General features: G+C 41.4%; 11 protein-coding genes and 3 pseudogenes. 5 read left to right on the top strand and 9 right to left on the bottom strand.

Annotated features, from left to right (window positions below):
• The first annotated feature begins 196 nt into the window (after nt 1-196).
• On the top strand, nt 197-1216 hold the full coding sequence (locus V3224_RS21755; protein WP_334472520.1) for a hypothetical protein: 1020 nt from the start codon (nt 197-199) through the stop codon (nt 1214-1216).
• On the opposite strand, the gene V3224_RS21760 is transcribed toward V3224_RS21755, so the two are convergent.
• The gene (locus V3224_RS21760; protein ID WP_032115191.1) at nt 1167-2135 is read right to left on the bottom strand and encodes an IS110 family transposase; all 969 of its coding nucleotides are present in this window, start codon (nt 2133-2135) and stop codon (nt 1167-1169) included. The genes V3224_RS21755 and V3224_RS21760 overlap by 50 nt on opposite strands.
• A gap of 383 nt (nt 2136-2518) precedes the next feature.
• Between V3224_RS21760 and V3224_RS21765 the strand changes: the two genes are divergently transcribed.
• Nucleotides 2519-2968, top strand: coding sequence for an NfeD family protein (locus V3224_RS21765; RefSeq protein WP_334472636.1), 450 nt, complete (start codon nt 2519-2521; stop codon nt 2966-2968).
• A 70-nt stretch (nt 2969-3038) separates the two neighbouring features.
• Here V3224_RS21765 and V3224_RS21770 read toward each other — a convergent pair whose 3' ends face one another.
• The 6 genes and pseudogenes from V3224_RS21770 to V3224_RS21795 form a co-directional block, all read right to left on the bottom strand.
• Nucleotides 3039-4025 carry a hypothetical protein gene (locus V3224_RS21770; protein ID WP_334472637.1) on the bottom strand — a complete coding sequence of 329 codons (987 nt, stop codon included), beginning with the start codon at nt 4023-4025 and terminating at the stop codon, nt 3039-3041.
• A gap of 303 nt (nt 4026-4328) precedes the next feature.
• The gene (locus tag V3224_RS21775; protein WP_334472774.1) at nt 4329-5072 is read right to left on the bottom strand and encodes a conjugative transfer relaxase/helicase TraI domain-containing protein; all 744 of its coding nucleotides are present in this window, start codon (nt 5070-5072) and stop codon (nt 4329-4331) included.
• A gap of 27 nt (nt 5073-5099) precedes the next feature.
• The gene (locus tag V3224_RS21780; RefSeq protein ID WP_334472638.1) at nt 5100-7388 is read right to left on the bottom strand and encodes an AAA family ATPase; all 2289 of its coding nucleotides are present in this window, start codon (nt 7386-7388) and stop codon (nt 5100-5102) included.
• A gap of 146 nt (nt 7389-7534) precedes the next feature.
• Nucleotides 7535-8599 (bottom strand): hypothetical protein, encoded by a 1065-nt coding sequence (locus V3224_RS21785; protein WP_334472639.1) that lies wholly within the window; start codon nt 8597-8599, stop codon nt 7535-7537.
• 146 nt (nt 8600-8745) lie between these two features.
• Entirely contained in the window at nt 8746-9666 is a 921-nt protein-coding gene (gene mobF / locus V3224_RS21790; RefSeq protein ID WP_334472640.1) for a MobF family relaxase, read from the bottom strand.
• Nucleotides 9667-9677: 11 nt separating this feature from the next.
• Nucleotides 9678-10961: pseudogene (locus V3224_RS21795) on the bottom strand (type IV secretion system DNA-binding domain-containing protein).
• A 121-nt stretch (nt 10962-11082) separates the two neighbouring features.
• On the opposite strand from V3224_RS21795, the gene istA reads away from it, so the two are divergent.
• From istA to V3224_RS21810, 3 genes and pseudogenes are all read left to right on the top strand, one after another.
• Nucleotides 11083-12123 (top strand): IS21 family transposase, encoded by a 1041-nt coding sequence (gene istA, locus V3224_RS21800; RefSeq protein ID WP_334469113.1) that lies wholly within the window; start codon nt 11083-11085, stop codon nt 12121-12123.
• Nucleotides 12110-12871 (top strand): annotated as a pseudogene (gene istB / locus V3224_RS21805) (IS21-like element helper ATPase IstB). The gene istA and the pseudogene istB overlap by 14 nt, the downstream one beginning before the upstream one ends.
• Nucleotides 12872-13347: 476 nt before the next feature.
• On the top strand, nt 13348-13875 hold the full coding sequence (locus tag V3224_RS21810; RefSeq protein WP_334472641.1) for a lipocalin family protein: 528 nt from the start codon (nt 13348-13350) through the stop codon (nt 13873-13875).
• Here V3224_RS21810 and pilV (V3224_RS21815) read toward each other — a convergent pair.
• Both pilV (V3224_RS21815) and pilV (V3224_RS21820) read right to left on the bottom strand, forming a co-directional pair.
• Nucleotides 13863-14537 (bottom strand): annotated as a pseudogene (gene pilV, locus V3224_RS21815) (shufflon system plasmid conjugative transfer pilus tip adhesin PilV); the annotation flags it as partial. The gene V3224_RS21810 and the pseudogene pilV (V3224_RS21815) overlap by 13 nt on opposite strands.
• Nucleotides 14538-14698: 161 nt before the next feature.
• The gene (pilV, locus tag V3224_RS21820) at nt 14699-15340 is read right to left on the bottom strand and encodes a shufflon system plasmid conjugative transfer pilus tip adhesin PilV (protein ID WP_334472642.1); all 642 of its coding nucleotides are present in this window, start codon (nt 15338-15340) and stop codon (nt 14699-14701) included.
• Between the last annotated feature and the right edge of the window lie 66 nt (nt 15341-15406).

Below are 15406 nucleotides of genomic sequence, written 5' to 3' on the forward strand. Positions count from 1 at the left end.
TAAGGCAGGTTACGGCTCAGTGGGTGAGCTTATGGCGTTGCGCGATGATGACATGTTCTTCTATCTGAAAACTGCCGAACACGCCTTTATCACGGGGGCGATTGAGTGGAAACAGCACGACGAAGTGAAGCAAAAGAGGTGACGAATGAGTGAATAAAAGTTAAGCCTGGATATTGGCGTTAATGCCAATGCGGGCGTGCTTGATACGTTAATTTCTGCACTTGATAAATTATCTCAACAATTAAGCGGTGTGACGGGGAAATTCACCACCGTCACCGCAAAAGTTGACCAGCTTGGCACAAAAAGTACCCGTACGGCAAAAGACGTGCATAAAGCCAGTGATTCTGTTGATGACCTCGGCAAAGAGGCAAAAAAAACCGAAAGTAAACTCGGAAAATTGGGCGAAAAGCTCAGCGAATTTAAAGGCATTATCACAGGAGCATTTACTCTCACGGCAATTATGAGTGCAGGGGAGCAGATTAATAGCTTTAACAAAGCGGTTCGACAAACTGGCATTGACGCAAAAAGTTTTCAGGTGTTAAGAGAAGGCGCACAGGAAGTTGGCGTAAGTTTTGATGAATTATCCGATGGCGTCAAAGAGTTCCAACGGGCGATTAATAGCGACGGTGATACCGCAAGTCAGGTGTTCAAAAAGCTCCGCGTGGCGTTTAAGGACAGCAACGGCAAAATCAGGGATACCAGCGTCCTGTTGCGTGAAACGGGCAGCGCGTTAAACAACATACAGGACAAAGGCGTAAGAACCGCACTTGCTGAGCAAGTTGGACTTTCCTATGAAATGGTTGATGCCATCGGCAAAACCCGTGAAGAGTGGACAGCGCTTGAGCAAAAAGTCGCAGAAGGTCGTGCATTAACCCAAGACGATTTAGCGCAATCGGAAATTTTCCGGCGCACGTTCGCCAGTGTCTTACTGCAACTGCAACAGATTGCAGAAAAAGTGTTTGCCACCCTTGCGCCGATTTTTAATTTTGTGTTGAAAGGGTTGCAGCCTGTGATTGGCTTCATTGGTCGAGTCGTGGGTGCATTTGCCAAGCTGATTAACTTTCTCAATAAAACGACTGACGGTTTTTGGCTGTTGGTTCCGGCAGCCTTGGCACTCGTGAAAGTGTTTCCGCTTATCACCAAAGCAACTGTCTTGAACAGTATATTTATGGAGCAACGTTATGATACGACTCATCCCATTCTTGGTTCTTTCTGAGAATCGCATTCAGGATAGTCAGCAGTTTGCGCATACAGGCAACCAGCGCCACTTTTTTGGCTTTTCCTGCTGCAACCAGCCGTGTGTAAAATGCTTTTATCACCGGATTGAAACGAGTTGCAACCAGTGCAGCCATGTACAAAGAGGTTCGAACTCCGGCCCGACCGCCAAAAATGGTTCGTCGGCCACGCATGGTTCCCGAGTCTCTATTAACAGGAGCTACCCCAACCAGTGCACTGATCTCCCTGCGCGAGAGTTTCCCTAACTCAGGGACTTCTGCCAGCAATGTAGCAGCAGTCATCATACCAATGCCTTTGATAGTACTTAGCCGCTCTGCAAGCTCGTTGAAATGATCCGTAATATGCTTATGCATATCCTCGTCAATCCGTTTAAGTTCATTTTCTAGTGCATTGATGATGTTACTGATGCTTTTTCTGTTTTGCGGGTGAGATGGATGCATCCGGTTTCTTTCAGCTACAAGCATTGCAATCAGCTGGCGTCTGCGCACCACCATAGCAGCAAGAATCTGACGCTCTGCATCAGGAATAGCCTGGATAAAACGTGACCGCTCAGGATGGCGGTTAATGACATCAGCCATCTGAGCTAAAACTCTGGCATCTATTCTATCAGTCTTTGCCAGATAGCCCATGGATCGAGCAAAGTCTCTGGCTTGCCTGGGATTGATAACGGCAACATCAAAACCTTCAGCCTGAAGAGCGCATGCAATCGCTGCCTCGAGACCACCTGTAGCTTCCATCAGAATCAAGGCTATGTTGTTCTTTTTCAGTTGATAAATGATGGTATCGAACCCGTCAGGGTTATTGCTGACTCTGAACTGCTCAATGTTATTGGTGCCTGCAATATCCAATGAAGCTTTAGAAACATCAATTCCTACACAAATTGGATTTAGCTGACTCATATTACCCATCCTTGCAAATACGTTATGAATTACGGACAACTGTTCGGGTTTCAGATGAGTGGCTAAGTGTATGCATCATTCGCTTTGCTACGGGCTATAAACCCCAGGGACAATCGGATTACATACACCTTGCCAAATCTAATCGCTATTATTATAACCAAATTTCAAGATACCACGAGTTTCGCACAGGCCTATAAAATTCTAGAAATGGCTTAAAAGTAATGATTAATCTGCAAGTTACTGAAATGCATAAATTCACTTAATTTACAATAAGTTATATTTAATTTATAAGGTTTTATCTATTTACATATTATGCTGAATTAAACTTAAAAATAGAGCGTTTTTTTATTGGTGCGAAACTCGTGGATACAAGGGAAATAACTATGCTTGAACAGATTGCAGCCAATCCATACGGGTTTTGGCTATCACTGGGTGGCATGCTGTTGATAGCTGAAATGTTAGGTGCAGGCGGTTATCTGTTATGGAGCGGTATTGCTGCTGTTATCGTTGGGATTTTAGTGTGGCTTATCCCATTAAGTTGGGTATTTCAAGGCATGCTTTTCTCAGTTTTAACGGTCGTTACTGCATTTGTTTGGTGGTATTGGTTAAATAAAATAAGTAAACCACAGCAAGGGATGTTAAATCAACGGGATCAACAAATGATAGGCTTACGAGCAACGCTAATCGAACCGACTCATAATGGTTATAGTCGTGTGAGCATTGCAGATGGGAGTTGGCGTATTTATTGTAGCATTGAACTGAGTGCGGGTACTAAAGTGGAAGTCATTTCGATTAATGGAAATACTCTTAATGTCCGGCCAGTTATTAAGTAGCCTGAAAAAATAATATAAAACGTAAAAATTTAACACTTAGAAATTTTCAAAAATTTTATCCCCATCTAGATTATGGTAATGAATAGCGTTGCGGTGTTATTTTATTACTAACATGAAATAATGGACAATTAATTTTTCCATCGCTAGAAATAGTAAATGCGACATCCATTTGTATCACGGGATACATATCCTCTATTCCATTTACTTCTGTTGAAGCTGATTGTGCCTCTTGGTATTTTTCATTCATTGGTATACGACGTACAGTTTGAATAACGGTAATATCTGAGGAGTTTGAATTATGATACATGACGGTTGCCGGTGATAATCCTAAAGGGGAAAAATTTTTCCAAAAGTCATTTGGGATGGATATTAATGCATTAAAAACATGAGCATATCCACTTTGTGAGCCAACTTCTACCAATGCAATCTGTTGGGGTCTTGTTAAGCTGAGATAAAAAGCATTAATTAATTTAGTCGTTTCTTCTTTACCCGATACTGTATTATTAGACAACAGTTTACCGTCTATCCCGCTATTTCTGCCTTGTCTAATCATGTCTATAACTAAATTTCGGATAGATGAGTTGTGTTCATTAGGTATTATTTCTTTTTGAACAGCTTCACTAATTGACTTTTTTATCTCTGAATTATTATTTAAATTATACAGATGATAGCTTGGTAAACAATTATCTAGAGACTTAATTAAAGCAGAACCAATGTGAAAATCTATTCCATTATAATGATTTTTTTCAATGCGAAATAAATTTCTGTCATTTTCGTTGGATAGGGATTTCAATTTGTCAAAAGCATCAATTATCTCCTTAAAAGAGTCTGAATTTTCTACCCCTTCTTCAACGTGGCTTTGCTCATGATTGTGAATAAAATCATAAAGTCTTTCAATGGCAACTGACTTTTTCTCAGTACGAAAAAGATCTTTGATTTTATCCCAAATTCCCATGTAAGTCGCATAGTCTTTGTTTCCGCTTAATAGTCGTTTAACTCGTGACTCATTAATTTCTATAAAGTGATTATTATTGGGGATATTAATTGATAATGACATCTCAATTTCCTTACTTATTTATCTTCACTAATAAGATTAATTCCTGATTCTACTGTAGAAAAAACTTTATAATAATTATAAAGTTTGCAGTTCAAATACCGTTACATTACCGCTTTGCTTGCAGTAAATTTATTACAATGAAAAAGATCAGCTTTTAATATTGATAGAAATCAGTTGATAACAATAGTTAATTTATATTATTTTGGCTTAATTGCATCCAGTTTATTTATATAATAGCCAAAAATTTAGCCGTTTTTAATATATATAATTATAGCTATAAGTAAAAAAGGCTACTTTTATACCCTATTCCCCATACTCTTTTTCTTTAATTTTCTGTTTTTCTTCATGGTGCAAAATATTGACCTCATCGTTATCTAACCGTTTGGTTTCTTTATCGGAGTTTACCTCGTCTATCGATAGATTGTCTTCGGTTGACAATGACAATTCCTCGGCATTCATCAATTTTTCGCCATCAGTACTCTCAGGGAGTTTACTCTCTTCATCTTTTAGTATGGATTCATTGATGTCAATGTTTAATGCTTTTTCCATATCAATGGAAAGACTTTCTTCTACTGTAGTTGTCAATTCGTTGGGTTTTGCGGTTTCCTGCGTAATTTCTACTACGATGGTAGTATGCGTTTCTATTTGTTGTAGTGCGCTTGGCAACTGGTCAGTCTGATAGGTTTTGGGTTCGACACTTTCATCGCCCTTCTGAAGAATGATGTACTTACCCTCTTTCGCACCCTGATAACTGGCTCTTTCAAAATCAATATTGCCCGTATAAATCCCCACCGGCAAATGGTAGTTGCCACGGTGAATACCGTTTTCATTGACGACCGGTAATAAGATTTCAGTGGATTTATTGAGGGTGCTTAATCTTCCTGCCTCTGCGATTATATGGTCTACTTTTTTCGCTAATGCGGTTTGGGTGATAACTTTGCTTTGCTCCCACAAGGTTTTTTCACTCACTGCCAATTGGTCATCCTGACGTTTGATAAAATCATGGGCTGAAAAACGCTCACCGCTATGGGTTTCAATGTGCTTTATCCATTTCTCGGTATCGTCGAGGTAGACCTAAACATGGGCTTTACTACGTGAGAATTCGACATAGGTATTATCCAGCGCAGCCAGTTTCGCTTTGTTGTCACTCGCTCCATCATACACAATCACATAAGGCACGGAGGCGCCCTGTGAAGCATAAGCAGTAACAGCATAGGCATAATCGAGATGCCTGTCGCTCATTTCCTGATTAGGCTGATAGGTTAATATCTTGCCCTTAAAATCAAGTAACAAGTTATCTCCTTCAATTTTTTTCACTATCCCCACTTCATTGTTTGCCGCCATGCGTTCTTTATCGGTGACGGTTAGCCTGATTTTTTCACCTGGACTGACGGTTATCGTCTGCGCTTGATACAATGTGATGGTATCCGGATTAAGGGTCATGACTGACAGATAACGCTCTTGCTGATTGTCAGACTGCTGCAGTGAAAGGGTGCCATCTGCTGATATTTCATTAATGTGATAATAGGTTTGATTGATTTTGGCGATGTTACCGGTGTTTGTTTGCCAAAAATCCACGGTTTTAAGGTCAGCGGCAGCGTGATTAATGCGTTGCAAGGTGGGGGTAGTTAAGTTTTGCTTGTCATCAGGGTAAAGAGTTTGATGAATCGCTTCATTAATCGCGGTTCGGTCACGGTTTAATGGAGTGACAATTAGAGTGTTATTTTGTGCTTCTTTTGTTCTGCTGGTGAAATCTTTTACAATCGTGGCTATTTTTTCCTCCTGCGTTTTCCCTTTGAGGTCAACCACTGAATGGGTGGGGGTATCGCTACTTTTTATCCGCGTAACGGTATTTGGCGGCATGCTGTTAATGACGGCTAGCGATTGCTTGATGTTGCCCGCTATTACCGCTTCGATTGCCGGTTTTAATTCCGGATTTTGTCGAACGATTTCACGCATCACTATGGTGTCTGCGGCACTGCGCTCTAGCGTTACTTTAAATGGTACGCCACTTTCGAAAGACTTAAGTTGCTGTCGGTCACCAGAAAGCACAATGCGCCCTGATTTTTCGGTAATCGTTTTTAATAAGGTCGCATAGGTTTTATTGCCTATCATTGAGCTTTCATCAATAATAAACAGGGTATTTTTAAAGTTGGTTTCGGTATTATTTTCATTCAGAAAACTGGCAATGGTTTGTGAGGGTATACCGGCTTCTTTAAGTCCTGCCACCGCTTTGTGGGTGGGTGCGAGTCCCATTAGCGTGATGTCGGGTCTATTCTGTTTGAGGGATTTTGCCACGGTTTTAAACTGGGTGGTTTTCCCCACGCCTGCATACCCCTGAATGGCGATAATCTGGTCAGGTGAGCGTAAGATTTTTTCGGCGGCTTTTTGTTGTCCTTGTGTGAGTCCGGTGGTATCAATAGGCTGATTTTCTTTAATTAGGGGTAACTGGGTGTTTTTGCCTTTTAAAATCTGTTTAAGTATGAGAGATTCTCTCTCAAAGGTTGATTTTTCAATAAAATTTCCCATCAGTGTGTTAAAACTGCCATCAATAGCGATAAAATCGCCTTTTTTTAACTGTTTTTCAAACTGAGCGGCAATCTGTTCAATGGGCGTATGAGGTAATAATTGAACCGCTTTTGTAATCGCTGCCGCACCATTAAAAAAGACCTTTGAACCGGTTACTTTATCGAGAGCAATCTCGATGGCTTTTTGTCTATCGGCTTGCGGATTTTGTTTTGCGGTATGGTTATTTATTACCTTATAAAAGTCGATTTTTTCTGCACTGATGGTTTCCATTTTTACATCGTTAAAGGCCATTTTTTTATCAATAGTGGCTTTATCGTGTCCGGTGATGGCAATGACCGTTTTACCACCGAGCTTAATCTGATTAATCTTGCTATCGTTGAGTTCTCGGTCATTGGTGATAGCAATTACTGTTTTGGTTTTTGATAAGCTCTTTCCTAACGATTCGCAATAATGGTACGCTAATGGGACTTCGGTTTTCGGTGAAAAGGAAAAGGTCTTACCGTTATTATCTTCAAGGATGACTTTATCCCTAAACAAAAAATTTCCTTTTCTTATCTGGCTGATGGTAAAGGCTTTACCTGCAGGAATATTGTCACCAAATCGCCCCTCTGATTTGACTTTATCGCCCATCCTCAGCTCTAAGTTTTCGGTCTTATACAGCTGATAGTGGTTTGATACTTTATTGATAGGAAGCAGGGTATAACGACCGTCAGCATTTGATAACACAAGCGTGTTGCTCTTTTTGTCGATGTCTTTAATTAAAAAGGCTTCCTTCTGCTCGCCGTTTATTTTTTCTAATTGATTACCGACCTGATAAGTACACGAGTTTCGCACCAATAAAAAAACGCTCTATTTTTAAGTTTAATTCAGCATAATATGTAAATAGATAAAACCTTATAAATTAAATATAACTTATTGTAAATTAAGGGAATTTATGCATTTCAGTAACTTGCAGATTAATCATTACTTTCAAGCCATTTCTAGAATTTTATAGGCCTGGGCGAAACTCGTGAAGTATTGCGGTTGTTACGGTTTGAGGCATCGAGAAACACCGCTTTTCGCGTTGAGATGGTGACAGATTCCGATGACAGCAATCCTTTTTCTATTAGCGTCTGCCGAACTTTATGCGTTATTTCGGCATTCAGTTTATTACTCCCTGTCTGAATGATAGCCTCCTTGTTGGTGGCGTGTAACAGAGAATAATAGTTTGCCGCCAGTTGTGACCGGTCTCTTTTATCCACTTTTTCGACAAAATAAAGCTGTTTGTTGGTATTGACCTGATGACAATTAAACGTTGGGATAGTGAGGTTATTAGCAATCGCTTTCGTCAATCCTGCCTGTGACCCCACGCCACTATCAAAAATAATCGCGGTGGCATCGTGGTGGTTTACGGTTTGCAGCAGGGTTTTCATCTTATCCAGCCCTATCTTTTCAGACTGATAGACGCTTAATAGGGCTTTTTTAACAACCTTTTCATTCTGTTCGATGTCTTTTAACGTCAGCACATTCATGCCATTTTTAAGCTCGGCAGCTAAATTGTTTTTGGTCGTCACATTTGGCACGACAATAATATGGGGCTGTCGATTTTCCTTCGCCAGCGTCTGAATCTGGGAAAGCGTGCTGAGATGGTGATTTGCATCCCCTTTTAGATTGACAACATTCACCGCTGCATTATTTTTTACCAGGCTTTTTGTCAATTGACTTGTTTGCGATGAGGTTAATCCACTTTCTTTGGCGTTTAAGCCAGTTATTAACTGTGCTACGGCGTTTTCTGCTTTTAGCTGATGGGGAGTTGTTAAGGCGGTACCTTCTCTATTAACCGGAATTAAATCCCCCTTATCCAAAAACGTTCCGATTTCGGCTCTTATGCTATTTATCATGCCTGATTCAAAAGGCAATTGATTAATCACCTGTGTTAAAAGTTTGTCATAGGTGAATCTGTGGTGATGAATTTCCAGTGACTGAATGACATTTTTAACGGCTTGTTGCAGTGTGATTTGTTGCTGACGGTCGATTTTTTGGTGGGTCACCGGTTTAATAATCACGAGTTTCGCACCAATAAAAAAACGCTCTATTTTTAAGTTTAATTCAGCATAATATGTAAATAGATAAAACCTTATAAATTAAATATAACTTATTGTAAATTAATTAAATTTATGCATTTCAGTAACTTGCAGATTAATCATTACTTTTAAGCCATTTCTAGAATTTTATAGGCCTGTGCGAAACTCGTGATAATGGCATCTTTATTAAATCCGGTTGCTTGTAACTTTTGTTTCCATTCCTGACGTACGGTTTCAATATTGGAAAAATCTTTTTTCTGGCGAGTATCTAAAGTTGCCACCATTTTTTGTTTTGCGGTTGCTTTTTCCCCTACCGCTGCAATGATTTCCTTGCGACGACTGGAGAAAATATCGGTAGGTACGCCTTTTATTTCCCACTGGCCGCTTTGACCGGCGGCAATAAACTGATAGCCCTGCTCGGTTAATTCCTCTTTCAAGAACTGGCGATATAACGCCCCTAATGCCACCTGATTGTTCCAGGTCACCTCAACAAATCCCTGACCCATTTGACGGTCTGATGATAGCGTTTTCCACTCACCCTGCTTGTTTTGTGTGACATTGGCAATCACCGCATGCGTATGGAGTTGTGGGTCAAGGTTTCGGCTGGTGTCATGCAAAAAAAGGGGCGAGACTAAATTACCCGTGTTTTCAAAGGTGCTGACACCCTGATGCATGGTACGGGTCGATGCCATCCGTTCTATCTCATTGAGGGCTTTTGTTACGGCATTTTTATGGGCTTCAACTATCTTTTTATCTTCAACGACCAATGCTAGTACGGAAACGCTTTTTGGCGCAGAAAAGGTAAAATCGTAACCGGCACGATGGGTATTTTTGCCTTTTGATACATGCGTCATATCGCTGCCATCGGGTAACTTACCGTCAAGCACCTGCAAAAAATCGTTTTTATTCACACCGCCGGTTAAGCCTAATATTTTTGCCCCTGTACCATACCACTGGGTGTTATCCGCACCGTTAAAATAGTAATTGTCCTTTTCTTCATAATAACTGGCTGCACCGGCAGAGCTGGTAATTTTATTAACGGTCAACATATCAACTTTCCTTACACCGATTTTTCATGCTCGATTTTTCGCGGGTTATTGTTGGTTATGTCCTGATATTCATCGAGAGGGGTGCCAGAATAACTACTGTCAGCGGTTTGGGTTGATTTTTCGGACGTAACGATTGTTTTATTGTCATGCCAGGCATAACTAAAGCTCATACCGTCATTTTCACTATTTATAGCGGTGTTGTTCGGAGTTGTGGTATTTCCCTCTTCATTTTGATTGTCTTCGCCGCTGTTGGTGTTCGTTTTTTTGTCATTATTGAGAATTTTGCTGGCAAGGGCATCCACTTTATTTTCAATCCCCGATTTATTCAGTTCCTGCTCAATCTGATTATCAAAAATGGCGGAGACATCGCGCTCAATTTTCCCTGCGGCAATCGTTTCATATTCTTTATGTTCCAGCGTGAGTTTGACAATCGGCACATCGCCCAGAAGCGAGACAAAGCACTGCAAATCATCCAGATTCTGAATATCGGAAAAACTGACAATTTTTTCGCGGGTATCTTCTTTTGAGAAGTTGACGCCATCACGGATGCTATCAACCCCATAGCTATATTGGTCGCGGAATTTCAGCAAACGCGTTTCGCCCAGCTCTTTTTGTACCCACTCCGCCACACTGCCACTGGGGGCACGGAAATACAAGGTAGTATTGACTAAATCCCAAATCGCACGCGCTTCCTGAGCGCCATAGTTCGCTTCCAGTTGCGAGAAGTTTTGAATGCCGATGAGGGTTGCCCCACCAAACTTACGCGCTTCGGAGAGGTAATCCAGAATAACGGGCAGTTTATGAAGACTGGGTAGTTCATCTAACACTGTCCAGATACGCCGTTCTCTGCTTGGGGGTAAGGCTAGCACGGATTGCATGGTGATATTGAGCCAGGTGCTGATTAACGGCTTTAAGGCAGTATGTAAGCGACCATCGCTGGAGATAAAAATCCATGCATCTTCATCGGCATTTTGTACCTATTCCCGAATAGAAAAAGGGGGCTTGCCTTCTTTTTCCAATCCCTGACAGTAGCGCAACGCTTTCACGTAGGCGCTTAACACGGTACGGATGGTCATGGCGGTTTTTTCTATGCTGCCATCAACCAGATTAGCGGCATCGGTGCCTTGCACAAAATCATGCAACTCGGCGAGGGAAATCGACAATAACCGCTGCAATAATTTTTTAATCGAACGGTCAGGATGTGAGCGCATATGCTCAGCGGTCGCAACAAACAACAAGCGAGCAGACATCAGCCAGAGCGGGTCACCGCTTTTGGCATCGGGGAATAAGGGCAGCGCAAAGGTTTCAAAATCAGCACGGTCTTGGCATTCGCGCCATAAATCCCAGTTCGGGTGTCACCGATCATGCAAAACTGATCCACTTGGTATTATTCGCACATTTTTGTACGGATAATTTATGTTAACCAAGGAGATATTTGTGGATATTCATGTTCGCTTTGCACAAGGACAAAGCCTTCGAAAAATTGCCCGTGAATTGGGCATATCCCGTAACACCGTAAAACATCATTTACAACAACAGACAATGCCAACTTATGCTAAAAGAAGTCAACAACCGACTAAATTAGCACCCTTTAAACCTTATTTGCTTCATCGAATTGAACTGGCTAAACCTGATTGGATCCCTGCAACAGTCTTATTTGATGAAGTAGTTGAAAGCGGCTATCAAGGCGGTATTGCTCAATTACGCCGATTTGTTTGTCAATTTAAACCAAGCATTGTTCCCGAAGCTGTCGTCCGTTTTGAAACACAGCCAGGTCAACAAATGCAAATCGACTTCACCAGCATCCGGCGAGGTAAAAAATCACTAAAAGCGTTTGGTGCAACGCTAGGCTATTCGCGTGCGAGTTATGTAAAGTTCTTTGATAATGAACGAGCAGAATCCTGGCAACAAGGTTTACGAGAAGCTTTCGACTATTTTGGTGGTGTACCACAGGAAATATTGTGTGATAACGCAAAATCCCTCATCATCGAACGGGATGCTTATGCAGAAGGTGAACATAAATTACATGTCGAAATGCTTCAAATGTCGAAAGATTACGGGTTTAAATTGTGTGCTTGCAAGCCCTACAGGGCAAAAACTAAAGGGAAAGTAGAGCGCTTTAACCACTATTTAAAAAACAGCTTTATCGTACCATTAAATACCGACCTTCGTGCTCATAATCTTGAACTGGATATTGAGATAGCTAATGCAAGAGTGGGGCCCTGGTTACAACGCGTTGCCCATCAGCGGATTCATGGAACAACGTTAGAGAAGCCAGCAGATAGACTAGCTAAGGAAGTTAAGTATCTTCTACCCTTACCAGCAAGGGTTTGCCAATCTATCCCGCAGACTGATACGCTTAATATCCGTATCGTACCGCCGCTTGAATCTGTCAGTTTGCAACACTCAATCAGCGTATACGAAGCATTGCTGGGAGGTGAACATGTTATTGCATGAACAAATTGAACACCTGTGTGAGTCATTGAAATTAAATTCTATTCCGACTCATTGGTCATCACTTGCCGAACAATGCATTGCCCAAGACAAAAGCTACGGAGAGTTTTTACTGTCCCTATTAAAATGTGAGCAACAACAACGAGATGAACGAACCCGTAATCTTTTGAGTCGGATGGCAGGATTCCCAGCACATAAAGAACTTAATACGTTCGATTTTAAGTTTGCAACGGGGATCCCCAAACAACACATACAGGAATTAAGCGCATTAACGTTTATTGAACGTAATGAAAATGTCGTGTTGCTTGGCCCAAGCGGTGTAGGCAAAACGCATTTAGCTATTGGGTTAGGATTAAAAGCAGTACAGGCCAAGAAGAAAACCCGCTTTACCACGGCAGCTGAACTGATGTTGCAACTCTCAATTGCCAAACGACAAAATAAGCTCAAACAATATCTATCACGTTCGGTGATGGCCCCGAAATTGTTGATTATCGATGAGATTGGATACCTGCCGTTTGGGTGAGAAGAAGCAAACCTGTTTTTCAATGTGATTGTCAAGCGTTATGAGCATGGCAGTGTCATATTGACGAGTAACTTATCATTTGGGCAATGGCCAAATGCTTTTGCTGATGACGCAACATTAACTGCCGCTATGCTTGATCGTTTACTTCATCATTCGCATGTACTGCAATTAAGCGGTGAAAGCTATCGATTGAAAGATAAGCGGCGCTCAGGAGCAATGACTGAGTAAAAGTGGATCAATTTTGATTGATCGGATTTAGCTAAAAAGTGGATCAGTTTTCGGTGATCGTTGACATAAGGCTTCTTTTTCGTCTTTTTTACCCTCTCATTTTGCCAAATTGTTTCATGATATCGCTGACTATTGCCGGATCTACCGTGGGACATCCGTCCAGAAAATCACGCCGTTTAACAAATGTTTTCCATGGGTCAAAACCATGTCGTCCAAATTTCCTAAGGGAGAAAAATTTACGGACAGCGCCACTACACTCACTTTGATTGCTGCCTTGTAGCTTCCCGTACATTCACAGCACAACGGTACACGGGTCGCCTGAGTCAACTTTTTCTTGAGCAGAGACGGGAATACTGGCTGCAAGTAATAGCCATGTTGCCGTGAAGAGGGTTTTATTCATAAGTGATTTCCTATCGATTTGATTTGAATTACGCTGATTGAGTATTTATTGAAAATGGTTATAAGGTTGACGTGACATGAAATTATGGAGAAACCTGTATTTACTAATATCTTCTTTGCTATCTCTGTCTTGTAGCGTGTCTGCGCCAAAGGGTGTAAAGGCTGTAGAAAATTTCGACTTAAACCAATATCTTGGGCTTTGGTATGAAATCGCCCGGCTAGACAATCGTTTTGAGCGTGGACTTGAACGGGTTACCGCCAATTACATGCTTAATCCCGACGGGAGTGTGAAAGTCATTAATCGAGGATTTTTACCTGAGATGCATCAATGGCGAAAAAGTATAGGTAAAGCAAAATTTATAGGTTCCCCTAAAAGTGGGGCACTGAAAGTTTCCTTCTTCTGGCCATTTTATGGGGGTTACCATCTAATAGCTCTTCATCCAGAATATCGTTATGCCCTGGTGGCAGGGCCGAGTCGAAACTATCTATGGCTGCTTTCACGTACGCCTAGACTCGAGACTGCGGAAACGGAGTATTTACTAAAACTTGCCAGAGAGCTCAATTTCCCCGTCGATAAATTGATATGGGTGAATCAGGATAAGTAGATTTTTTTAATTAATACAAATCGCTTCACATTGGAAGCGCACAAAATTCTGCGGGCTACCTGATAAAATCCAGTTTTTTTGTCATCTAATGTTAAATGACAGGAAATATCGGAAAAGTATTGACCCGGCAAGTTAAATCCTGCAATCGCGCAAAATGCGTGTGAACCGATATTTTTAATGCCATAATTTGTTTTGTGATGGGAAATGCTACCCAGTCCAGTCGTTTTGGTCCACCTGCCGATTTGACAGGAAAGGACTGCCCCTTTAGCATCCCGACTCACTAATCCATTGGTTGGGCAGGATGAACCTTCAACGACGACTTTATCGAGCTGTAAAAAATCTCCGGTTGATAAGCGGCCATCTGCGCGTACTGTGCCACCTTTTATTTGACCGCTAGTGTAAATACCTTTGTTGTTAACAGCGCGTATCCAGTCGTCATCAGACATATAAAATCCGCCCCCATGTTTGGTATTCATCCAGCCTTTATTATCCTGTGTTACCAGCCAGCCACCCTGACTTTTTATATCCCCATTTGCGGTCACAGTTTTACTGAAAACCCCTTCTTTGGCATTAACCGCATTCGTGTTATTGATATTGTTACCGCCCATATCGATATGGGTGTGCATACGGTTTAACTCAGGCTTATGCTTAACCTGAAAGCGACACGAGTTTCGCACCAATAAAAAAACGCGCTATTTTTAAGTTTAATTCAGCATAATATATAAATAGAAAAAATCTCATAAATTAAAAATAACTTATTGTAATTTAAGTAAATTTATACGTCTTAGCAAGTTACAGATTAATTATTGTTCTGAAGCCATTTCTAGAATTTTATATGCCGGTGCGAAACTCGTGAGCGATACAGCCTGTCGCTTTCCTGCAATACACTACCCAAGATTTCCGATGATAGCGCAATGGCAATATGTCCATATCGACAATCGAGGCCAAAGTCCCTTGGCTGGCTTGTCCAGCCACCGTAAGCCCCGATAGCGATATTTTTTTCGTCAACATAACCACCCATGCCGTTTATCAGCGCAGCAATCCGTCGCATGCCTTTCTCAGACAAGGTATCACCCTGTACGCTACAGGTGAGTGCCTGTAATGCTGGCTGGATTTTGGCGCTGTTTTTTACGACACCGGTCACATACTGCTGACCTAAACCATTTTTATCCGCGAACCCTTTTTGCAAATATCCCGTATTTATTAGTATGGAAGGAATAATACGGTAAGATAGTGGTTTATTGAGTAATTCATCATGATGGTCAGCAATATATTGCTTTGCGGCTTCATTAAACTGGCTGACATGACGTGCCGCAACGACCCACTCCTGCTCATCCAGATATTCGCTGTATTTCTCCGCACCTAATAAAGCCGCCATCGCCACAATCACCAGCACTCCTAATACCTCGAGCGTGACAAATCCACGATGGATTTCGTGTTTTTTTGCTTTCTTTTTTGGTGACATAGGTATTCCTCGCGAGTAAACGAATCGTTTTAAAAGTGGGTTAGCAAGAAGCCTTTATTAAGGAAA

It is taken from the genome of Arsenophonus sp. PmNCSU2021_1, assembly GCF_036919435.1.
Classification (GTDB): domain Bacteria; phylum Pseudomonadota; class Gammaproteobacteria; order Enterobacterales; family Enterobacteriaceae; genus Arsenophonus; species Arsenophonus nilaparvatae.

Coding starts and splice junctions, on each gene's coding strand:
- V3224_RS21810 (WP_334472641.1), top strand. CDS start 13,348: ATGAAATTATGGAGAAACCTGTATTTACTAATATCTTCTTTGCTATCT.
- V3224_RS21770 (WP_334472637.1), bottom strand. CDS start 4,025: ATGTCATTATCAATTAATATCCCCAATAATAATCACTTTATAGAAATT.
- V3224_RS21765 (WP_334472636.1), top strand. CDS start 2,519: ATGCTTGAACAGATTGCAGCCAATCCATACGGGTTTTGGCTATCACTG.
- V3224_RS21760 (WP_032115191.1), bottom strand. CDS start 2,135: ATGAGTCAGCTAAATCCAATTTGTGTAGGAATTGATGTTTCTAAAGCT.
- pilV (WP_334472642.1), bottom strand. CDS start 15,340: ATGTCACCAAAAAAGAAAGCAAAAAAACACGAAATCCATCGTGGATTT.
- istA (WP_334469113.1), top strand. CDS start 11,083: ATGTTAACCAAGGAGATATTTGTGGATATTCATGTTCGCTTTGCACAA.
- mobF (WP_334472640.1), bottom strand. CDS start 9,666: ATGTTGACCGTTAATAAAATTACCAGCTCTGCCGGTGCAGCCAGTTAT.